The sequence below is a fragment of the Streptomyces sp. 3330 genome (assembly GCF_031456635.1).
Classification (GTDB): domain Bacteria; phylum Actinomycetota; class Actinomycetes; order Streptomycetales; family Streptomycetaceae; genus Streptomyces.
Genome location: NZ_JAVDVA010000024.1, coordinates 1 through 20,829, shown reverse-complemented (window position 1 = coordinate 20,829; position 20,829 = coordinate 1). Strand labels below are relative to the sequence as shown.

18 protein-coding genes are annotated in these 20,829 nt (G+C 74.4%); 15 read left to right on the top strand and 3 right to left on the bottom strand.

Going from position 1 to position 20,829, the window contains the following annotated elements; genetic code table 11:
• The first annotated feature begins 82 nt into the window (after window positions 1–82).
• The 9 genes from J2X68_RS31600 to J2X68_RS31560 all read left to right on the top strand — a co-directional run bounded on the left by J2X68_RS31600 (window position 83) and on the right by J2X68_RS31560 (window position 9,439).
• Window positions 83–1,153 (top strand): PP2C family protein-serine/threonine phosphatase, encoded by a 1,071-nt coding sequence (locus tag J2X68_RS31600; RefSeq protein ID WP_310436123.1) that lies wholly within the window; start codon window positions 83–85, stop codon window positions 1,151–1,153.
• A 99-nt stretch (window positions 1,154–1,252) separates the two neighbouring features.
• Window positions 1,253–1,492: a hypothetical protein gene (locus tag J2X68_RS31595; RefSeq protein WP_267021922.1), complete on the top strand. Its 240-nt coding sequence runs from the start codon at window positions 1,253–1,255 to the stop codon at window positions 1,490–1,492.
• Window positions 1,492–1,869 carry a fic family toxin-antitoxin system, toxin component gene (locus tag J2X68_RS31590; RefSeq protein ID WP_310436021.1) on the top strand — a complete coding sequence of 126 codons (378 nt, stop codon included), beginning with the start codon at window positions 1,492–1,494 and terminating at the stop codon, window positions 1,867–1,869. Before J2X68_RS31595 ends, J2X68_RS31590 begins: the two co-directional genes overlap by 1 nt.
• Before the next feature lie 224 nt (window positions 1,870–2,093).
• Entirely contained in the window at window positions 2,094–3,200 is a 1,107-nt protein-coding gene (locus J2X68_RS31585) for an FAD-dependent oxidoreductase (protein WP_310436020.1), read from the top strand.
• Between the two features lie 399 nt (window positions 3,201–3,599).
• On the top strand, window positions 3,600–5,735 hold the full coding sequence (locus J2X68_RS31580) for a SpoIIE family protein phosphatase (protein WP_310436019.1): 2,136 nt from the start codon (window positions 3,600–3,602) through the stop codon (window positions 5,733–5,735).
• A gap of 115 nt (window positions 5,736–5,850) precedes the next feature.
• Window positions 5,851–6,702 (top strand): restriction endonuclease, encoded by an 852-nt coding sequence (locus J2X68_RS31575; RefSeq protein ID WP_310436018.1) that lies wholly within the window; start codon window positions 5,851–5,853, stop codon window positions 6,700–6,702.
• Between the two features lie 132 nt (window positions 6,703–6,834).
• Window positions 6,835–7,500, top strand: coding sequence for an alpha/beta fold hydrolase (locus tag J2X68_RS31570; protein ID WP_310436122.1), 666 nt, complete (start codon window positions 6,835–6,837; stop codon window positions 7,498–7,500).
• Between the two features lie 243 nt (window positions 7,501–7,743).
• The gene (locus tag J2X68_RS31565) at window positions 7,744–7,983 is read left to right on the top strand and encodes a hypothetical protein (RefSeq protein WP_310436017.1); all 240 of its coding nucleotides are present in this window, start codon (window positions 7,744–7,746) and stop codon (window positions 7,981–7,983) included.
• Window positions 7,984–8,209: 226 nt separating this feature from the next.
• A complete protein-coding gene (locus J2X68_RS31560) occupies window positions 8,210–9,439 on the top strand; it encodes an aminotransferase class V-fold PLP-dependent enzyme (protein ID WP_310436016.1) in 1,230 nt (409 codons plus the stop codon).
• Window positions 9,440–9,452: 13 nt separating this feature from the next.
• Here J2X68_RS31560 and J2X68_RS31555 read toward each other — a convergent pair whose 3' ends face one another.
• From J2X68_RS31555 to J2X68_RS31545, 3 genes are all read right to left on the bottom strand, one after another.
• Window positions 9,453–10,352, bottom strand: coding sequence for an SDR family oxidoreductase (locus J2X68_RS31555; protein WP_310436015.1), 900 nt, complete (start codon window positions 10,350–10,352; stop codon window positions 9,453–9,455).
• Window positions 10,353–10,419: 67 nt separating this feature from the next.
• The gene (locus J2X68_RS31550; RefSeq protein ID WP_310436014.1) at window positions 10,420–12,051 is read right to left on the bottom strand and encodes an NAD(P)/FAD-dependent oxidoreductase; all 1,632 of its coding nucleotides are present in this window, start codon (window positions 12,049–12,051) and stop codon (window positions 10,420–10,422) included.
• Complete coding sequence (locus tag J2X68_RS31545) at window positions 12,044–12,553, bottom strand: SRPBCC family protein (protein WP_310436013.1); 510 nt, start codon at window positions 12,551–12,553, stop codon at window positions 12,044–12,046. Before J2X68_RS31545 ends, J2X68_RS31550 begins: the two co-directional genes overlap by 8 nt.
• Window positions 12,554–12,750: 197 nt before the next feature.
• On the opposite strand from J2X68_RS31545, the gene J2X68_RS31540 reads away from it, so the two are divergent.
• From J2X68_RS31540 to J2X68_RS31515, 6 genes are all read left to right on the top strand, one after another.
• On the top strand, window positions 12,751–13,407 hold the full coding sequence (locus tag J2X68_RS31540; protein WP_310436012.1) for a cell envelope biogenesis protein OmpA: 657 nt from the start codon (window positions 12,751–12,753) through the stop codon (window positions 13,405–13,407).
• Between the two features lie 140 nt (window positions 13,408–13,547).
• A complete protein-coding gene (locus J2X68_RS31535) occupies window positions 13,548–13,691 on the top strand; it encodes a hypothetical protein (protein ID WP_310436011.1) in 144 nt (47 codons plus the stop codon).
• A gap of 157 nt (window positions 13,692–13,848) precedes the next feature.
• Window positions 13,849–15,030: an ROK family transcriptional regulator gene (locus J2X68_RS31530; RefSeq protein ID WP_310436010.1), complete on the top strand. Its 1,182-nt coding sequence runs from the start codon at window positions 13,849–13,851 to the stop codon at window positions 15,028–15,030.
• Between the two features lie 134 nt (window positions 15,031–15,164).
• Window positions 15,165–16,970 carry a CBM35 domain-containing protein gene (locus J2X68_RS31525; RefSeq protein ID WP_310436009.1) on the top strand — a complete coding sequence of 602 codons (1,806 nt, stop codon included), beginning with the start codon at window positions 15,165–15,167 and terminating at the stop codon, window positions 16,968–16,970.
• A 55-nt stretch (window positions 16,971–17,025) separates the two neighbouring features.
• The gene (locus J2X68_RS31520) at window positions 17,026–19,392 is read left to right on the top strand and encodes a glycosyl hydrolase family 95 catalytic domain-containing protein (protein WP_310436008.1); all 2,367 of its coding nucleotides are present in this window, start codon (window positions 17,026–17,028) and stop codon (window positions 19,390–19,392) included.
• A complete protein-coding gene (locus J2X68_RS31515; protein WP_310436007.1) occupies window positions 19,389–20,594 on the top strand; it encodes an SGNH/GDSL hydrolase family protein in 1,206 nt (401 codons plus the stop codon). The genes J2X68_RS31520 and J2X68_RS31515 overlap by 4 nt, the downstream gene beginning before the upstream one ends.
• Window positions 20,595–20,829: the final 235 nt, after the last annotated feature.

Below are 20,829 nucleotides of genomic sequence, written 5' to 3'. Positions count from 1 at the left end.
TGGCGGCGATCACTGCCCGACACGGCTGTTCAGGTACCGAGTGGCAGGACCCCTCCTGCCCGTCGCGATCCTCTTCGCCATCATGCTCGTCGACCTCTTCGGCGGAGTGGGGATGATCTGGCTGCCCCTGCTGGCGGCCGGACCCGCGCTGGCCGCCAGCACCAGCGGCCCGCGCGGTGTCGTCTGCGTCGGCGTCCTCGCCGCGGTGATCGGCGCGACGATCGGTGTCCGCGACGGCGCCCCGGGCCGTGAACTGGCGGCCGTCCTGGCCGCCCTGGTGGCCGTCACCCTGGCGAGTGTCCTGGCCGGCGCGCTGCGCAAGCGTCGCGAGCGGGTCCTCGCGGCCGTCCGGTCGGTCGCGGAGGCCGCCCAGCACGCGCTGCTCAGGCCGGTGCCGGCCACCGTCGGCCCGTTCGAGGTCGCGGTCCGTTACAGCGCCGCGGCCGCGGAGGCCCGGATCGGCGGTGATCTCTACGCGCTGGTGCCCACCCCGTACGGCGTGCGGCTGATCGTCGGAGACGTGCGCGGCAAGGGGCTGCCCGCCGTGGGGACCGCCGCACTCGTCCTCGGCGTCTTCCGGGAGGCCGCCTACGACGAACCCGAGTTGCTCGCCGTCGTCGACAGGATCGAGCGGAGCCTCGCGCGCAACCTCGGCAGCGACGACTTCGTCACCGCCGTGGTCGCCGGCTACCCGCGCTCCGGCCAGCTGGAGGTGGTGAACTGCGGGCACGCGCCACCGCTGCTGGTGAGCGCCACCCGGAGCGTCACCGCGGTGGAGGCCACGCATCCCGCCCCGCCGCTCGGGCTGCGCGCCCTCTCCGACCAGACCCCGAGCCTCCAGGTGCTGCCCTTCGCCGACGGCGACCAACTGCTGCTCTACACGGACGGTGTCATCGAGGCCCGGGACCGCGACCGCGAGTTCTACCCGCTCGTCGAGGGTTTCGCGCGCCACCTCTGCGACGATCCGGCGCGCACGGTCGGGGCGGTCCACGACGAACTGCTGGCGCACGTCGGCGGACGGCTGCACGACGACGCGGCGCTGCTCCTGATCCGCAAGCCGGCCGTCCTCGCCGCCCACGCGTCGGTCCCCCGACCCGCCCTTCCCGGGCGGCTGTCGGGGGACCAGGCGGACCAGACGGACCAGGCGGTGTGACCGCGCGGGGTGAACTCCTGCGCACTGCACTGCTGTGTACGCCTGTGTTCCGGAGCGAAGGGGCTGCCGTGTGGTGGTAACAGCTGTTACCGTCAATGTATGGCGAAGACACAGTTGGGTGCGCGCGTCGACGACGAGATCGCGGAGCTGGCCAGGGCCCGGGCCAAGGACCGCGGCCTGCCGCTCGGCGAGTACATCGCCGCCCTCGTCCGCGAGGACGCCGACGGGCTGCGGCAGCGCGGCCTGGACGCGGCGCGGCGCTTCCTGGACGAACACCAGGCCGTCTTCGACGAGGCGGAGGACGCCGGCCGGCGCGTCCCCGGAGCGCACGCCGCCTGATGGAACTGCACATCGACGTCCCCTGGATCCTCCAGGTCGCCGAGATCGCCGGCGCGGCCGACCCCGCCCCCGAGGACTACGGGGTGCCGGTGGCGGCGGTCGCCTGCCACCGCGCCGAGCTGCTCGAGCAGGCCGTGTACGACGGCCCGTACGCCCGCGCCGCCGCACTGGTGCACGTCCTCGGCCGCTGCCGCTGGCTCGAGCGGTCCAACATGGCCGTCGCAGCGGCCACGGGCGTGATGTACCTGGAAGCCTCCGGCATTCCGGTCAAGCCCACCCGCGAGGACGCGGTGGCCCTGCGCGACCTGCTGCGGGACCCCGCCTGCACCGCCGCGCGGATCGCCACGCTGCTGCGTGCCTGGCCGCGAGCCACCTGAACCGGCCCGGCCGCTCGGCCCCACAGCGGCCGCCCGGTTTCACGGTGACCCGGCTTCACGGTGATCCGGTTGCACGGTGACCCGGTTTCACCGAACGTCCACACAGCTGCACACGACTCCACGTGAACTTAAAAGTTCAAGCGCTACGCTCGTCGCCAACTCCGAGCGGCCGAGGAAGCCCCTCCACGGCGGGCCGCTCGCATCCCCCTGCACAGGAGACGCGTGTGCGTGACGGCGACATAGTGGTGATCGGCGGAGGTTACGCGGGCGTGCGGCTGGCGAGACGACTCGACGCGACGGCCCGGGTCACGCTGGTGGACCGCAAAGAGGTGTTCTTCCACCGCATCGCCTCGCTCCGCGCCGGCGTCCGCCCCGAGTGGTCGGTCACCCCCTTCATCCCGTACGACCGGCTGCTGCGCGACGGCCGGGTCGTGGTGGGCAAGGCGGTCCGTATCGACACGGCCGGACGGCAGGTCGTCCTGGCGACGGGCGAACGGCTGCCCTACGACGTCGTCGTGATCGCCACCGGCGCCGACTACCCCGAACCGGCCCGCTTCACCGGCACCACCGCCGAGGAGGCGATCACGTCCTTCGCCGGCCACCAGCGCAAGGTCGCCGCCGCCGCACACGTTCTGGTCGTCGGCGGCGGCCCCTCCGGAGTCGAACTCGGCGCCGAGATACGCCTGGCCCGGCCGGACGCCCGGGTCACCCTCGCTCACGCGGGGGCTTCGCTGCTGAACTCGGCGGGCGGTGCGCGGGCCGGACGCCGGGCGCTGGCCTGGCTGGAGTCGCACGACGTGGAGGTGCGCCTCGACTCGTTCATGTCGCCCGGGAACGACTTCGGCACCTATCGCGACGCGCGCGGCAACGTCATCGAGGCGGACCTGTCCTTCTGGGCGACGGGCACCACGCCCAACACGCTCTGGCTGCGGCTGGCCGGACACGGTGACTGGCTGAACGCGGCCGGGCATGTCAAGGTCGACCGCAGGCTCAGGGTCGAGGGACGCCCGGACGTGTTCGCGGTCGGCGACGTGAACGACGCCACCGAACTCAAGATCACCCCCGCCGCGCTGGCCCAGGCCGACCTCGCCGCGCACAACATCCGCGTCCACCTGAGGAGTTCCGGCAAGCACCGCCGGGAGCCCCGCCTCTACCGGCCGGTCCGGCGCACCCCGCTGATCGTGCCCTTCGGGGCCGCCGACGGGCTGACCGTGCTGCCCGTGCCGGGCGGCGAGAGCGCCGTACTGGGCGGGCGCACCTCGGTGCTGGCGAAGGCGAAGACCCTCATGACCCCGTACATGAGGCGCCAACTCGGCTACGGCGCGGGCTGAACCACCCGCCGGGGCGCCACCTGAGGGAACGTGCGCGGCCGCCTGTCCGCCTCCCGCCCCGGGCTCGGATACTGGGGGCGCGGGATCCGCCGTCTTCATGACCCTGCCCCGGCCGGTCATCCTGCTGACGGTCGGCGCGGACGCCTCCCCGGTGCGGGGGAGGGGGCCCCGGGGTCACGCCCCGGTGAGCCGGACTCGTCGTACGGCAGACCCGTACGGCAGGCCCGTACGTCGGCCCGCCCACCGGACCCGCGAGTCAGACCCGGGCGTCAGGCCGGTCCGTCCGACCGGCACGGCGGTGCGCGCCGTGCCGCACAAAGCGGCGGCGTCCGGTGCGGGCACCCGGGCGGGGCGCCTCCCGACGAGGCCTGCGGGCCCGAACGGCGTAACGTCGTCCTTGTGGATCTGACGGCTGCCGGTCTCGTGTCCCGTGTCGTGCGCGAGCTCGGGTCCCGAGCGGACGAGCTGACCGCCGAGGTGGAGCGTGACCTGCGGCGGGAGCTTCCCGAGCTGTGGGACGACCCCGACATCGCGCGCATGGTGGCGGAGAACGTCGCCGACCACGTCGCCGCCGGGCTGTTCGGCCTCGAGCACGCCATCGCGCCGGGCCGGATCGCACCGCCGCCGGCGGACGAGGAACGGGCGCGCCGGCTGGCCCGGCACGGCATCCCGCTCGGCTCGATGCTGCGGGCCTTCCGGCTCGCGCAGACCGTCGTCCTCGACCGGCTGCTCGCGGAGATGCCCCGGTACTCCGACGACCCGGAGCTGATCAGCGCGGCCACCCGGCAGGTCATCGCGGCGGCGGCCGCGTACGTGGACCGCACCTCGGAACAGGGCGTCGTCGCGTTCCAGGAGGAGCGGGACCGCCGCCTGCAGTGGCGGCTGTCGATGGTGAACGAGGCGGGAATGCGCATCGGCACCACCCTGGACATCGTCCGCACCACGCAGGAGCTGGCCGATCACGCCGTCGAGCACTTCGCCGACCTGGTCACCGTCGACCTGCTGGAGGCCGCGCTGCAGGGCCAGGAGTTCCCCGGCGACGGCCCCCTCCTGCTGCGCAGGACCGCGCGGGCGTCGGTGACCGACGACGGGCAGCAGTCCCTCGCCGAGGCGCAGCAGCTCCGGGTCTGTCCGGAAGGGTCGCCCGAGGCCCGCGCCCTGGTCACCGGGCGGCCCGCCAAGCACCACGGCGACGCGGCCGCCGACGCCCCGCACGTCCACTCCACGCTGATCGTGCCGCTGCGTGCCCGCGGCACCACGCTGGGCATCGCCCGGTTCTGCCGGAACCACAACCCGCGCCGCTACGACGACGAGGACCTGCTCCTGGCCCAGGAGATCGCCGCCCGGGCGGCCGTGGCCGTCGACAACGCCCGCCGCTACAGCCATGTCCGCGCCACCGCCCTCACCCTCCAGCGCAGCCTGCTCCCGCGCGGTGCGCCGCGGCTGTCCGCGGTCGAGGTCGCCTACCGCTACCTGCCCGCGGGCGACCGGGTCGGCGTGGGCGGCGACTGGTACGACGTCATCCCGCTGTCCGGCGCCCGGGTCGCCCTCGTGGTGGGCGACGTGGTCGGCCACGGCATCCACGCCGCCGCCACCATGGGCCGGCTGCGCACCGCCGTACGCACGCTGGCCGACATCGATCTGCCGCCCGACGAACTTCTCACGCACCTCGACGACATCGTCCTGCGGCTGGCCGGGGAGAGCGCCGACGACGTCGACGGCGAGGCCGCCGGAGACACGGGCGCCACCTGCCTGTACGCCGTGTACGACCCCGTCTCGCGACGCTTCGCCCTGGCGCGCGCGGGCCATGTGCCACCCGCCCTGGTGACCCCGGACGGGACGCCCGAGATCCTGGAACTGCCGCCCGGCCCGCCGCTCGGCCTGGGCGGTCTGCCGTTCGAGGCGATGGAGCTGGAACTCCCCGAAGGCAGCCTCCTCGCCCTCTACACCGACGGCCTGGTCGAGTCCCGTGACCATGACGTCGACGCGGGCCTCGCCCGGCTGCGTCAAGCCCTCGCCCAGCCCGCACCCTCGCTGGAGGCGGTCTGTGACCACGTCGTGGAGGCCCTGCTGCCGACCCGGCCGGACGACGACGTGGCCCTGCTCCTGGCCCGCACCCACGCCCTGGGCGCAGGTCAGGTCGCGACCTGGGAGCTGGCCGCCGAACCCGCCGCCGTCGCCCGGGCCCGCTCGGAGGTGTCGCGGCAACTGAGCGACTGGGGCCTCGAACAACTCGGCTTCACCGCCGAGCTGATCGTCAGCGAACTCGTCACCAACGCCATCCGCTACGGCCGGCCCCCCGTCCGGCTGCGCCTGATCCATGACCGGGCCCTGCTGTGCGAGGTCTCCGACGGCAGCAGCACCACCCCTCACCTGCGCCGGGCCCGCGTCTTCGACGAGGGCGGCCGAGGGCTGCTCCTGGTGGCCCAGCTCGCCGAGCGGTGGGGAACGCGCCACGCCCGCCGCGGCAAGACGGTCTGGGCCGAACTGAGCGACTCCGCCGAACTCCCGCTGCTCGCCTTCGCCGAGGACTGAGCCGGTCGCGCGTCCGGTTCCCGCGCGCGGGTGCGCATCTCTCCCGATAGAACCGCCCCGGCCTGGGCACACGCTGGATGATCTTCGCTGTCGTACCCGGGAGGACGCACCCGCCATGGCCGTACCGCCGCACGTTCCGCAGCCCGCGCGCAGTCCGCGTCGGTTCGAACTTCGTTCCACGGCCGTGTACTTCGTCCTGCTCGCCATCCTGCTGACCCTGCTCGGCACGGTCGCCCGCACCGCGACGGCCGCCGCGCAGCAGCGTCCCGGCTGGGCCGTCTCGCTCGTGCTCGTCTGTGCCGCCAGTGTCGTGGCCGGCCGTCGCGGACGGCGCCGGTTCTCGGCGGCCAGGCTCGCGCGCCGCGCCGCGAAGTCCCTGGAGGAGGCCACCGAGACGGTGGTCGACGCCCTCGAGACCGCGCCGCCGGCCGTCGCCTCCGGTCCGGCCGTGTCCCGGGCGGACTTCGTCGGCGGGAGTCTCGACGTGGAGCCGACGATCCCGCTCGATCGGCCGCTCGGGCAGATCACCGAGCACCCCCTCGACGACGAGCCGGCCGTCACCGAGGAGATCGAGTACGAGGAGCTGGACCCCTACGAGTTCGAGGAGGCGATAGCCGAGCTGTGCCGGCGCGACGGCTGCACCGAGGTCGAGGTCGTCGGCGGGGCCGGTGATCTGGGCGCCGACGTCGTGGCGAGGACGCCGGACGGACGGGTGCTGGTCATCCAGTGCAAGCGGTACTGCGACACCAACCGCGTCGGCTCGCAGGACATGCAGCGCTTCGGCGGGACGTGTTTCGCCGTGCACGGGGCCGAGTTCGCGGCCGTCGTCACCACGGGCGACTTCACCGGGCCCGCCGTCGAGTACGCGCGGCAATGCGGCATCGTGTGTGTGGACGGCGAGGATCTCGGGCGCTGGCAGGACGCGGCGGGCCCGCGGCCGTGGGAGCCGGAGTTCGTGGCGGAGTGAACCCGTGACCGTCGTAGGGATCCGGGTGTGCGGTGAGAGAGGCGGCGAGGGGCAGTGCGCGAGGAAGCGGGCGAAGGAACGGTCGGGGAAACGGGCGCAGGCGCGGAAGGCGGGGCGGGGAGCGCGTCCGCGCTGGTGGTCCGGCGACGGCCGGCCGGCTCGCCGGGCGCCGCGGTCCTGGTCCTGCACGGCGGCCGGGAGCACAGCCGGGAGGCGTCACGGGGCAGGCACCTGGCCGCCCTGCGGATGCGTCCCGTCCTGCGGGCTGCCGTCGCCGCGACGGACCGCGAGGACGTGCTGGTCGGCGAGGTGCGCTACCGCTACCGGGGCTGGAACACGACCGCCGATCCCGTGCACGACACCGTACGGGCCCTCGAAGAACTGCGCCGGACGGCAGGCGACGTGCCCGTGACCCTGGTGGGCCACTCGATGGGGGGCCGGGCGGCGCTCCGGGCGGCGGCCGACCCGGCGGTGCGCGGTGTTCTCGCGCTGGCGCCGTGGTGCCCGCCCGGCGAACCCGTCGGCCATCTCGGCGGGAAGCGGATCGTCGTGCTGCACGGGGACCGTGACCGGGTGACCGATCCGGGGGAGTCCGCCGACTACGTCCGGCGGGCCCGGCGGGCCGCGGCGCAGGCGGGGATCGTCCTCGTCCGCGGCGGTGACCACGCCATGCTCCGGCGCTGCGCCGACTGGCATCGTGCCACCGCCGCGATCGTCGCCCAACTCCTGCGGCCCGAGGGGGTCGTCGAGGGCCTCGCCGGCGAGGCCTGCGCTGCGGACGGCCCCCTGACGTGGTGACAGCGGGCGGAGCGCACGCCCACGGCCGGGGAGCCGGGCCGGCGCGACCGGGGAGCGGCCGGGGCGGTTTCGGCGCTCTCGCGGGGCGCCTCTCCGCCGGCCTCCGCCACCGCTCCCGGGCCCCCATGTCACCCGCACCCGGGCCATCGGGGACAATACGATGACGTCACCACCGGCGGTTCGGCTGTCGAACCGTCAGGGGACGTCACAAAAGCGCCGGTTCGCTCCGTCGGATCGTCGGCCGTGTCCGAAGCAAGTCCTGCCGCGTCGGCCTGCCCGACCGTCCACGAAAGCAGAGCCCCCTCGGTGATCCCCGTCTTCGACGACACCCCGATCTACCACCGCCTCATCATCGAACGCGGCGACGTGCCCGCCCAGGTGAAGGGCGAGGCCGAACGCATCAAGCGAGACCTGGACCGGGTCATGAGCGCCCCGTCCTCCTTCACACCCGGCCTGCCCGCCCAGCGGTCGTTCTTCTCGTGAGCCTCTGAGCCTCTGAGCCTCTGAGCCTCCGAAGCCTTACGGTTCTGCCGCTCTGCGGTGCTGACGCTCTGAGGCTCCGACGCTTTGAACCGCGAAACCGCGGAAGTCCGAGGATCCGAGCTTCGAGGCCGTCGAGGACGTCCGTCCGGGCCCCGGTCCGTCCTGGGTATCGTGGGCCCGCCCGGCGCTCGCGGGGCACCCGACCAGGGACGATCCGAGGAGAGCCGTGAACGAGGGCGAAGTCGTCACCGTGCCCCGACCGTTGACGCTGCCCGACGGGCGGCCCGCGCTGGCGGCCTGGACCCTCGGCCCCGAGCTGAGGCACCTCAACCACGGCTCGTTCGGCGCCGTCCCACGGGTGGCGCAGGAGCGGCAGAACGCCCTGCGGGCGGAGATGGAACGTGCCCCGGTGGCGTGGTTCCCGTCGCTGCCGGGCCGGCTCGCCGAGGCCCGCGCCGCCGTGGCCGCCCGGCTGCGGACCGACGCGAAGGACCTGGCGCTCGTGCCGAACGCCAGCGCCGGGGCCAGCGTCGTCTACGCGGCCCTGGCCGCCCGGCCCGGCGGGGACATCGTGGTCACCGACCACGGCTACGGCGCCGTCACCATGGGCGCGCAGCGGCTGGCCCGTCGCTGGGGGACCGAAGTGCGCACGGCCCGGGTGCCGCTGGCGGCCGACGCCGAGCAGGCGTACCGGGCGGTCATGGCGCAGGTGGACGACCGTGTCGCCCTGATCGTCCTGGACCAGATCACCTCGGCGACGGCCCGGCTGATGCCCGTCGGACGCGTCGGAGCCGAGGCCGCGCGGCGCGGGATCACGCTGCTCGTCGACGGGGCGCACGCCCCCGGACTGCTGGCCGCGCCCCTGAACGGCCTGGTCTGCGACGCCTGGGTCGGCAACCTCCACAAATGGGGCTGTGCCCCGCGTGGCTCGGCGGCGCTCGTCGCCCGCGGACCGCTGCGCGCGGACCTCCATCCGTTGATCGACTCCTGGGGCGCGGCGGAACCCTTCCCCGACCGCTTCGACCACCAGGGCACGCTCGACGCGACCGGCTTCCTGGCCGCCCCCGCCGCGCTGGACTTCATCGACGACACCTGGGGCTGGGACACGGCCCGCCGGTACATGGACGAACTGGCGGACCACGGCGCCCGTGTCGTCGCGGAGGCCTTCGCCCGGATCGGGGCCCCGGCCGACCCCGTCGACGTCGGCATGCCCGTTCCCGGGATGCGGCTGGTCCGCCTGCCCGAGGGCCTGGGCACGAGCCGGATCGCCGCGGACGCCCTGCGCGACCGCGCGACCGCCGAACTGGGCGTGGAGGCCGCGTTCACCAGCTTCGACGGACGCGGCTACCTCCGGCTGTCCGCCCATGTGTACAACACCCCCGACGACTACGGGTACTTCGCCGAGACGTGTGTGCCGGTCGTCGGGGAATGGGCCCGCGAGGCGAGGGAGGCGTAGACGGTCCCGGCCCTCAGCGGCCGTCGGGCGGGTGTCCCCGCCGCGCGGCCGCCGCCTCGTCGGCCCGGCCGCCGGCGCCGAGCAGCCCGGTGGGGCGCAACGGCTCCGAGGCCTCCAGGCGGGGCAGCGCGCGGCGGGTCCGGCGCAGCACCAGGGACGGCACCGCGGCCCGCGCCACCTGGACGAGGCGCAGCGAGGCCGGCACGTAGACGGCGGTGCGGCGGCGCTCCACGGCGGTGGCGAGGCGGGTCGCCACGAACTCCGGAGGGAGGACGCGCCGTGCGGGCGGCGGCATCCGGGCACGCAGCTCACGCAGCACCCCGTGCCGGTCGCCGTCCCGGATCATGTCGGTGTCGGTCCAGTTCAGATACGCGATGCCGACGGCCACGCCGTGGTGCGCCGTCTCGGCCCCCAGGGTGTGCGCGAAGGCCTCCACACCGGCCTTCGAGGCGCAGTAGGCGCTCATCAGCGGAGCGGCCCCGATCGAGGCCAGCGAGGCGATCTGGAGGTAGTAGCCCGCCGACTCCGTCAGGTCCGGCAGGAAGGCCCGTGCCGTCAGGGCGCTGCCCGTGACGTTGACGTCGACCACCCGCCGCCAGGAGGCCATGTCCGCGGAGGCGAACGGGCCCGCCTCCGCGATGCCCGCGTTCGCGACGACGACCGACGGAGGCCCCAGCCGCGTCCGGACCGCCTCGGCCGCCCTCTCCAGCGCCTCCCCGTCGGTGACGTCGGCCTCGACGGCCATCGCGGGCGTGGGCAGCGACGCGGCCACGGACCGCAGCGCCGCCCCCTCATGGCCGATCAGCGCCAGCCGGGCACCGCGCCGGGCTAGCTCCCGGGCCAGTGCCGCTCCCACTCCGCGGGCGGCTCCCGTGACCACGGCGGTGCGGCCTTCGAGGTGACTGTCGTGCACGGCGTGCTCCGTTCCTCGGGTTCTCCGTCTTCGGGGGTGCTCGGCCGAGCGGCGGGGACGGCGCGGGTCAGCCCGTGGACGGCTGTTTCGTGCCGGTGCGGTCCCGGCGGGCGAGCACCCGCTGCACGAGCGTCCCGCCGGGCGGGCGGTGCCGGCGCAGTGCGGCGCGGGCGGCGTTGGCGCCCGGCGCGCCGTGGACGCCGCCGCCGGGATGCGCGCCGGCGGAGGCCAGGAACAGGCCGCGCACCGGGGTCTCCGGGCGCCCGCTGCCGGGCAGCGGCCGGAAGAGGAGCTGCTGGTGCAGCGCGGTGGTCCCGCCGTTGATCGCGCCGCCGTGCAGATTGGCGTCGAGGGACTGGAGCGTCGGCGGGGCGAGGACGCGGCGGGCGCGGATCAGGGAGCGGAAGCCGGGAGCGAACCGCTCGACCTGGCGTTCGACCCGGTCGGCCATCAGTTCCTGCTCGCTCGCGTCCCAGGAGCCCATGAGCCCCTCGTCGCCCGCGTCGCCGTCCACCCGCTGGGGCACGTGGGTGTAGGCCCAGGCGGACTCGGTGCCGGCGGGGGAGCGCCCCGGGTCGGCGGTCGTCATCTGCCCGAACAGCGCGAAGGGACGGTCGGGGACCTGGCCCATGGCGATCTGGGCCGCGAACCGCGTGAGCTCGGTCGCGCCGTCGGCCAGGTGCACGGTCCCGGCCCGGCGCGCCGCCTCCGCCTGCCAGGGCACCGGCCCGTTCAGCGCCCAGTCGACCTTGAAGGTCGCGAAGTCCCACTGGAAGCGCTCCAGGTCGGCCAGCAGCTGGGAGGGCAGGTGTGCCGGCTCCAGCAGCGTGCCGTACAGGGCGGGGACGGAGACGTCGGCCAGCACCGCGCGGTCCGCGGCGACCCGCTCGCCGTCGGCGGTGCGCACCCCCACGGCCCGCCCGTCCCGGACCTCGATCCGGCTGACCCGCCGTCCGCAGTGCAGCTCGCCGCCACGGGCGCGCAGCCGCCGGACCAGGGCCTCGGTGAGGGCGCCGGAGCCGCCGGCCGGCACGGGAAAGCCGTAGGACTGGCCGAGCATGGCCATCAGCCAGCCGAAGCCGCCGCTGCCCGCGGCCTCCGGAGCGAGATCGGCGTGCAGCGCGTTGCCGGCCAGGAGCAGCCGGCCTCCCTCGCCCGCGAACTCCTCCTCGCCCAGTCGCCGCACCGGCAGGGCCAGCGTCCTGGCCATGCGCAGGCCGCCCGCGGCGCGCAGCCGGACCGCCAGCCGGGCCGTGGCCCGCACCGGCGGGAACGGGGTGAACAGCGCTTCGAGGATGTCCGGGCGAAGCTGCTCCCACACCTCGTGCAGGCGGCGCCAGGCGGCTCCGTCCCCGGCGTGGAAGGCGTCCAGGGAGCGCGCGGTGACCTCGACCCTGCGATCGAGGACCGCGCAGCCGCCGTCGGTGAGGGGGTGGGCCACGACGCTGGGCGCGTGGCTCCAGCGCAGACCGTGCTCGTGCAGCCGCAGCCCCGACAGGACCGGGGAGGCGACGGCCAGCGGGTAGAAGGAGCTGAAGAGGTCGCTGACGAACTCGGGATCCACCGAGCGGTCGTGCCGCACCGCGCCGCCCGGCTCCGGCTGCTCCTCGAGGACAGCCACACTCCAGCCCGCGTCCGCCAGCAGGTTCGCCGCCACCAGCCCGTTGGGTCCGGCGCCGATGACTACGGCGTCAGGCACGGCCGCCTCCCCCGGCTTGCGGGCGCGCCGCGGCCGGCGTCGCGCGGGCGCCCTCGGAGCGTCCGGCCTCGGGCTCGGCCTCGCACACCTTCGCCAGCCGGCCGAGCATGGCCCGGTGGCGGATCTGGGTCACCGCCTCCACGGCGGCGTTGTGCAGCAGTCCGCCGACGCCCTGCAGCGGATGCTCGTCCAGGATCACCAGACAGTGGCGGCCCCACGGCCGCAGCTCGAACGCGATCCTGGCCGTTCCCAACGCCCCCGCCCGCGCCTCCAGCTCCAGCACGTCCGGCTCCCGGCAACGCCGTACGACCGTCTCGTTGGACAAGGTGACGGGCCCTACCCGGATCTGGTAGGAGATCTTGGCGTCCACGTGGGGCCACTCGCCCGTCCTCTCGTGGGTCGACGACGTGCCCACCACCCATTCCGCGTAGCGGTCACCGTCGGCGAGGACGTCCCACACCGTCTGCGGACTCGCCTTGACCAGCCGATGCCTCACCGCCACCGTGCACCTCCCGCAGTCGCTGACACATGGCTCGCCGAGTGCCCGTATCGCCGAAGGCCAACCGCAGGGAGGGCAGGTCGCGCCGCCGGTGAACCCACCCGTTGTCAGTGCCGTCATGAAGGATGCCCCACATGAGATCAACTTCGCCTCAACCGGGTAGTCGGTCTCATGTCCCCGCCGAGGAAAGGTCACCGATCATGCCGCCCACCGCCGTCCAGCCGCAGATCCTCGACGTCCGTTCCGACGCGCACCCCTGGTGGCGTCGGCACGAGGAGGCACCCGGCGCGGCGGGCACGATCGGCACGGCGGCGGGCGTGCCGCGTCAGCGCGGCCCGCTTCCGCTCGGCCGCGAGGAGAAGCCCCGCCCGGCGACGCGTCCCGCCCCGCGCCCCGCCCGCCCGGACGACGGCGGTACGGTCCGCGACGGACGCCCGGCCCGCCCCGGTGTGTCGACGGGTCGCCCCGGTGTGACGCCGGCCCGCCCCGCTGTGTCGTCAGGTCGCGCCGGGGTGTCGCCGGGCCGCGCCGGGGTCGATGTGCTGCGCATCATCTCCGACCCGCGCACCCCCGTGTTCGTCACCGAGCACGCCGGCGGACGCCGTGTGTACGGCTACTGGCGGCCGCTGGACGCCGACAGCGGCCGGGGCGGCTGCTACGTCGCCCTGTCCGCCACCGAGTGCGACGAGCTGTACGCGGCCGGCCGGATCACGGTCGGCGAGCCCGTCACGGACCCGACGAAGACCACCTACCGGGTCCGCGCCGCCCGCACCCAGAGCGCGGGCGCGCGCACCCCGGCCGCCCGTCCCGCGGCCGTGCCGGTGCGGACGACGGCGGCCCGGGGACGCGCGGCGTGAGCGGACGGCAGACGGGGACGCGGCCGGTCCGCCCGGCCGGCCCGCCTGAACGGCGCGTTCGGGGGTAACCGCACGACAGCGGACACAGCACGCCGACGGCTACGCCGGCAGGCGAGCCGACAGACAAGGGGAGGACGAAGATGGGCGTCATTCAGCGCATCAAGGAGTTCAGCAGGAGCCCGCAGGGGCGGCGCACGATGGAGCAGGCTCGGCGTGCGGCGGCCGACCCGCGCCGTCGGGCCCAGGCGCGCGGCCTGTTGGCCCGTCTGCGGACGCGACGCTGACTGCGGCGGAGCCTTTAGGGGATGATCGGCTTCGATCACACGTCAATACCTAGGCGTCGTAGGTCTTTTGCAAGGAACTCAGGGCTCACAGGGGACCTTCAGCTGATTCCTGCTTCTTTCATTGACAGTGGAAAATAAGGGCCCTAGGTTCCCGGCCATGCCCTCGTCCTTCGCCGCGCACCCCGCCGAGACGTTCCCCGCCGCAACACCGGCCGCTTCGCAGATCTTCACCACCGTCCTGTCCCGGGGCCCGCTCACCCGCCTGGAACTGGCCCGGCGCGCCGGACTGTCGGCGGCGGCCGTCACCAAGGCGGTCCGGCCGCTGATCGAGTCGGGGTACCTGGTGGAGGACGCGGACACGGAGGCCCGCACGGCCCTCGGCCGACCCGCGAACCTGGTGCGGGTCGACGGGGGCCGCGCGCTGTTCCTCGGACTCAAGCTCACCGGAGACGCGGTCTTCGCGGTGCTCACGGACCTGCGCTGCCGGATCCTGCTCGCCCGCCGGGCACCGCTGAGCGACCGTGCCGCCCGGGCGGTCCTGGCGTCGACCGCGGAGGTCGTGCGGGAACTGCTGACCGAGGCGGACGGCTACGGCGTACGCGTCATGGGGCTGGGCGTCGCCGTCTCCGGCGACGTGGACCGCGCTGCGGGCGTGGTGCGCTACTCGCCGTTCCTGGACTGGCGTGACGTGCCGCTCGCCGAACTCGCCTCCGCCGTCACCGGTCTGCCGGTCACCGTCGACAACGACGTACGGGCCCTCACCGTCGCCGAGCAGTGGTTCGGCGCCGGCGTGGGTCTGTCGAACTTCGCCGTGGTGACCGTCGGCGCGGGCGTCGGCTGCGGCCTCGTGGTCCACGGCCGGGTGGTCGCCGGAGCGCACGGAGTGGCGGGCGAGATCGGCCATGTCACCGTCGACCCGGACGGACCGCTCTGCCACTGCGGCAACCGCGGCTGCGTCGAGGCGATCGCCGCGGACCCGGCGATCCTCACCCGGATCCGCGAGCGGACCGGCGTCGAGGTCACCGACACCGCCGAGGCCGTCGGCCTCGCCCGCCGGGGCGACGTCCACGCCCGCGAGGCCTACGCACGGGCCGGGGACGCGATCGGCCGCGGCATCGCCACCGTGGCCAACCTGCTCGGCCCGGAACGCGTCCTCATCTCCGGTGAGGGCCTGGCCGCCTACGACCTCTTCGCCGACCAGATCCGCGGCGCCTTCGCGGCGGCCGCCTTCGGCTCGGCCGCGCAGTGCGACCTGCAGACCCGCCCACTGCCCTTCGAGGAGTGGGCCCGCGGCGCCGCGGCGACCGCCATCCAGTCCTTCATCACCGAGCCGAACTGACCGCACGAGCAGCGTCCCCGCCCGCTCCGGCGCGGTTCGGCAGCGAGCCTGCCGTCGGCGCGGGGGCGTGAACCGGGCCGACCCGAGCCGCTCCGCCGAACCCCGCCCCACCCCCACCCCTGGAGGTCAGACCCATGCGGTCACCCTCGCACTCCGCCCTGCCCGCACGCGCCCTGAGAGCCGCCGTCGTCCTGGCGCTCGCCGTGGGCACCGCCACCGCCGTCCCCGCCGCGCACGCCGAGACGGCCGAGACCGCCGCGCCGGAGCCGGCCGCCAAGCCGTACATGGGCTGGTCGAGTTGGAGCATGCAGTCCTCCAAGTACCCGGGTCTCAACCCCGACGGCGACTACAGCTACCTCACCGAGGCCAACGTCCTGAAGCAGACCGACGCACTGGCCGCGAAACTCAAGAAGTACGGCTACGAGTACGTCAACATCGACGCCGGCTGGTGGCGCGACCAGGCCTGGAAGCCGGGGTTCGACGGGTACGCCCGGCAGAAGGCCGACCCGCGGCGCTTCCCCCGGGGCATGAAGGCCGTCGCCGACCACGTGCACGCCAAGGGCCTCAAGGCGGGGATCTACCTCCCCGTAGGCCTGGAGAAGGAGGCCTACGCCGACGGCAAGGCCCCGATCTGGAACGCCGAAGGCTGCACCACGGCCGACATCGTCCACGACGACCTGCGCACCACCAACGGCTGGGACAGCGCCTACAAGATCGACTTCTCCGACCCCTGCGCGCAGAAGTACATCGACTCCCAGGCGCGGATGTTCGCCGACTGGGGCTACGACTTCCTCAAGCTGGACGGCGTCGGCCCCGGTTCCTTCAAGAGCGGCGAGAACTACGACAACGTTGCCGACGTGGCCTCCTGGCAGAAGGCGATCGCCGCCACCGGACGCCCGATCCACCTCGAGGTGTCCTGGTCCCTCGACATCGGACACGCCGCCGACTGGAAGAAGTACTCCGACGGCTGGCGCATCGACACGGACGTCGAGTGCTACTGCAACACGCTGGTCTCGTGGGAGAACTCCGTCGACGACCGCTTCGACGACCTCCCCGCCTGGGCCCGCCACGCCGGCCCCGGAGGCTGGAACGACCTCGACTCGCTCGACGTCGGCAACGGCGCCATGGACGGCCTGACCAAGGCCGAACGGCAGACCTACGCCACCCTGTGGGCCATCGCCAAGTCACCGCTCTACACCGGCGACGACCTCACCCGCCTGGACTCCTACGGCCTGTCCCTGCTGACCAACCGGGAGGTCATCGCCGTCAACCAGGGTGCCGCGCCGCCCGCGCACCCGGTCACCCCGTCCGATCCCCAGCGCGTGTGGGCGGCACGGAACCCCGACGGCACCTACACCGTCGCCCTGTTCAACCTGGCCGACGCGCCGGCCTCGGTCGGCGCCGACTGGACGACGCTCGGCTTCACCGGCAAGGCGGCCGTCCGGGACCTGTGGAACCACGAGGACCTCGGCACCTACCGGAACCGGATCACCCAGGCACTGCCCGCCCACGGCTCCCGCCTGTTCACCGTCACCCCGCGCGGCGGCGCGGTCGAACGCACCGGCCACGAGGCCGAGGCCCCGGCCAACACCCTCGCGGGCAACGCCTCCGTGGCCGACTGCTCCACCTGCTCCGGCGACCGCAAGGTCGGCAACCTCTACCTCGGCGGCGCGCTGACCTTCACCGACGTCGTCGTCGACAAGCCGGGCACCTATCAGATCGAGGTCGCGTACATCAGCGGTGACGCCCGGACCGCCGCGGTCTCCGCCAACGGCGGCGGCGCCACCCGCCACACCTTCCCCGCCACCGGCGACTGGGGGACCGTCGCCCGCGTCCATGTGCCCGTGACGCTGAAGGCGGGCGCCAACACGGTCACCTTCGACAGCGGTTCGGGCTACGCGCCGGACATCGACCGGATCGACGTGCCGAAGACCCCCTGACGACACCCGGGGGCCCGGCACCGCGGCCGGGCCCCCTCCGACCTCCGGAGCCGCCATGAACCCCCGCCCGACGCACCCCGGCAGACGCGCCCTCCTCGCCGCGGGTCTCACCGCCGCGACCCTGGCCGGCCTGCCCGCCTTCACCGCCTCCGCCGCGCCCGTGCGGCCCACCGACGCGCCGCCGCCCACCGACGACACCCGGCACCGGCTCTGGTGGCGGGCCCCCGCCGACGAGCGCTCGATGATCGAACAGGGCCTGCCGGTCGGCAACGGCCGTCTCGGCGCCCTCGCGAGCAACGACCCCGGCCGGGAGCTGCTGCTGATCACCGACGCGACCCTGTGGACCGGCGGCCTCAACGACCGGCTGGACGCCGACGGCCAGTTCCCCTACGGCCGCGCCGACTTCGGCTCCTTCACCCTGCTGGCCCGGCTCACCGTGGACGTCCCCGACCACGACCTGTCCGCCGTCGACGACTACCGCCGTGCCCTCGACCTCTCCCAGGCCCTCCTCACGACGACGTACGTCCGCGCCGGGGTGACCTACCGGCGGCAGATCTTCGCCAGCCGCCCCGACGACGCGATCGTCCTGCACTTCACGCAGAGCGGCGGCGGCCGGTACACCGGGTCCGTGACCCTCGACGGCACGCACGGCGAGACCGGTGGCGACGCGGAGTCCTTCGGCGGCTCCTTCCCCGGCGGGCTGCGCTACGGGGCGGCCGTCACGGCGCGCGGAACCGGCGGCCGGGTGCGGGTGAACGGCGCACGCGTCGACTTCTCCGGCTGCACCGCGCTCACGGTGGTCGTCAGCGGCGGCACCAACTATGTCCCCGACGCCCGGGCGAAGTACCGCGACCTCTCCCTCGACCCCGAGAAGCTGGCCCGTACGAAGGTCCGGGCGGCCGCCGCCCACCCGGCCGGGACCCTGCTGCGCACCCACGTCGCCGACTACCGCGCCCTCTACGGCCGACTCGACCTCTCGCTCGGCACGTCGACCGCGCGACAGCGCGCCCTCGACACCTGGGAGCGCCTCGCCGCTCGCGCCCGCGACCGCACACCCGATCCCGAACTCGAAGCCGCGTACCTCCAGTTCGGCCGCTACCTGATGATCTCCGGATCCCGGGGCAGCCTTCCCCTCAACCTCCAGGGACTGTGGCTGGACGGCAACGACCCGGACTGGATGGGCGATTACCACACCGACATCAACCTCCAGATGAACTACTGGATGGCGGACCGCACCGGCCTGTCCCCGTGCTTCGACGCCCTCACCGACTACTGCCTCGCCCAACTGCCCTCCTGGACCGCCCTCACCCGGTCCCTGTTCGACGACCCGCGCAACCGCTACCGCAACTCCAGCGGAAAGAACGCCGGCTGGACCGTGGCGATCTCCACCAACCCGCACGGCGGGATGGGCTGGTGGTGGCACCCCGCGGGCAACGCCTGGCTCGCCAACACCCTCTGGGAGCACTACGAGTTCACCGGCTCCCGCACCCACCTGGAGAAGATCTACCCGCTGCTGAAGGGCGCCTGCGAGTTCTGGGAGGCACGGCTGCTGCCCACGACCCCGCCGGGCAGCACGCGTGAGGTCCTCGTCGCCGACAGCGACTGGTCGCCCGAACACGGCCCGCTCGACGCCCGGGGCATCACCTACGCCCAGGAGCTGGTGTGGGAGCTGTTCGGTCACTACCGGACCGCGGCGGGGGAGCTGGACAGGGACGCCGCCTACGCGGACACCGTCGCCGGCCTGCGCGCACGGCTGTACCTGCCGCAGGTGAGCCCGAAGACCGGGTGGCTGGAGGAGTGGATGTCACCCGACAACCTCGGGGAGACCACCCACCGGCACCTCTCCCCGCTCGTCGGCCTGTTCCCCGGCGACCGCATCCGCCCCGACGGCTCCACCCCGCGGGAGATCGTCGACGGAGCCACCGCCCTCCTCACCGCGCGCGGCATGGACAGCTTCGGCTGGGCGAACGCCTGGCGGGCGCTGTGCTGGGCCCGACTGAAGCAGGCGGAGAAGGCGTACGAGCTGGTCACGACCAACCTGCGTCCGTCGACCGGCGGCGCCAACGGCACCGCCTTCAACCTGTTCGACATCTACGAGGTCGAACAGGGCCGGGGCATCTTCCAGATCGACGCCAACTTCGGCACCCCGGCGGCGATGACGGAGATGCTCCTGTACTCCCGCCCCGGGCACCTCGAACTCCTGCCCGCGCTCCCCGACGCCTGGGCCGCCTCCGGGTATGTCACCGGTCTGCCCGCGCGCGGCGGGTTCGTCGTCGACCTGCGCTGGCGCGACGGCACGCCCACCTCGGCGCGGGTGCGCAGTGTCGGCGGCCGGACCACGACGGTGGCCCACGGGAAGACCTCCCGGACGGTGGACCTGCGGCCGGGGGAGTCCGTCACGCTGAAGGGCTTCGGACGGTGACCGCCCGCCGCAGGCCCGTCCGCGTGCTCCTCGCCGTCCTCGCCTTCCTGTCGGCGGCCGCCCTGCCGCAGGCCTTCCCGGCGGTCGCCCGCGCGGCGGACACCGGGGACGTCGTCACCTGGGCGGCCTCCGCCGACCGGCTGGGGGAGGGCGTGGCGGACCGCGGCTACCGGCTCGTCGTCCGCACCAGCGTCGGCGGCGACGACCTGCGGATCAGGCTCACGAACGCCTTCGGCGACCGGCCGGTGACCTTCGACAGCGTGTACGCGGGCGTGCGGCGGGAGGGCGCGACCCTGGTCCCGGGCAGCAACCGGCGGCTGAGCTTCGACGGCGCGCCCTCCGTCACGCTCCCCGCCGGGGGCACGGCGCTGAGCGACGCGCTGCCCGGCCGGCTGCCGGCCGCGACCGCCCTGGTGGTCAGCCTGTACTCGCCGGACGCGCAGGGCCCGGCGAGCGGTCACGGGATGGCCATGCAGACCTCCTACCTCACCCAGGGCGACCACGCCGCGCAGGAGAGCGGCGACCGGTGGAGCGCGACGACCGGATCCTGGTTCTACCTCGACTCCGTCTCCGTCCGCCCGAAGGCGCCGACGGGCGCGGTGGTCGTGCTCGGCGACTCCGTCACGGACGGCTGGCAGTCCACCACCGACCTCGACCGCCGCTGGCCCGACTACCTGGCGCGGCGGCTCCGAGGGGCGGACACCGAGGTCAAGGGCGTGGCCAACGAGGGGATCTCCGGCAACAAGGTCCTCGCGGACGGAGCCGGCCAGAGCGCGCTGAACCGGCTCCAGCGGGACGTGCTGTCCCAGCCGGGGGTGCGCACCGTGTTCCTCTTCGAGGGCGTCAACGACATCAAGGCGCACACCGGGGTGACCGCGCGGGACGTGATCGCCGGATACCGGGAGATCGTCCGCCGGGCGCACGCGGCCGGAAAGTGTGTCGTCGGCGCCACCGTGGGCCCCTTCGAGGGCTGGTCGGAGTGGGACCCGGACGCCGAGTCGGAACGCCAGGAGGTCAACGCGTTCATCCGGACCGGCGGCGGGTTCGACGCCGTCACCGACTTCGACCGCGTCCTGCGCAGCCCCTACGACCCCGAGCGGATCCTGCCGTTCTTCGACGGCGGCGACCATCTGCACCCCAACGACAAGGGGATGCAGGCGATGGCCGACGCGGTGGACCTGACGGCGCTCGACTGCACCTGAGCGCCTGCGCCCGGTCCTCGGCCACGTGTGGCGCCGGAGCACGAGCCTGCCCGGTGTCCCGTGCCCCGTGCCCCGTGCCGGTCATGTCCCGATGCCGTGGGCGAGGGGGCCGCGTCGGCTCCCCGCGCCGGGGGGGGGGGGGGGGGCCCCCCCCCCCCCGCCCCCCCCCCCCCCCCCCCCCCCCCCGGGGGCCCCCCCCCCCCCCCCCCCCCGCCCCCCCCCCCCGGCGCCGCCC

Coding starts and splice junctions, on each gene's coding strand:
- J2X68_RS31535 (WP_310436011.1), top strand. CDS start 13,548: ATGGGCGTCATTCAGCGCATCAAGGAGTTCAGCAGGAGCCCGCAGGGG.
- J2X68_RS31595 (WP_267021922.1), top strand. CDS start 1,253: ATGGCGAAGACACAGTTGGGTGCGCGCGTCGACGACGAGATCGCGGAG.
- J2X68_RS31525 (WP_310436009.1), top strand. CDS start 15,165: ATGCGGTCACCCTCGCACTCCGCCCTGCCCGCACGCGCCCTGAGAGCC.
- J2X68_RS31590 (WP_310436021.1), top strand. CDS start 1,492: ATGGAACTGCACATCGACGTCCCCTGGATCCTCCAGGTCGCCGAGATC.
- J2X68_RS31530 (WP_310436010.1), top strand. CDS start 13,849: ATGCCCTCGTCCTTCGCCGCGCACCCCGCCGAGACGTTCCCCGCCGCA.
- J2X68_RS31575 (WP_310436018.1), top strand. CDS start 5,851: ATGGCCGTACCGCCGCACGTTCCGCAGCCCGCGCGCAGTCCGCGTCGG.
- J2X68_RS31540 (WP_310436012.1), top strand. CDS start 12,751: ATGCCGCCCACCGCCGTCCAGCCGCAGATCCTCGACGTCCGTTCCGAC.
- J2X68_RS31520 (WP_310436008.1), top strand. CDS start 17,026: ATGAACCCCCGCCCGACGCACCCCGGCAGACGCGCCCTCCTCGCCGCG.
- J2X68_RS31600 (WP_310436123.1), top strand. CDS start 83: ATGCTCGTCGACCTCTTCGGCGGAGTGGGGATGATCTGGCTGCCCCTG.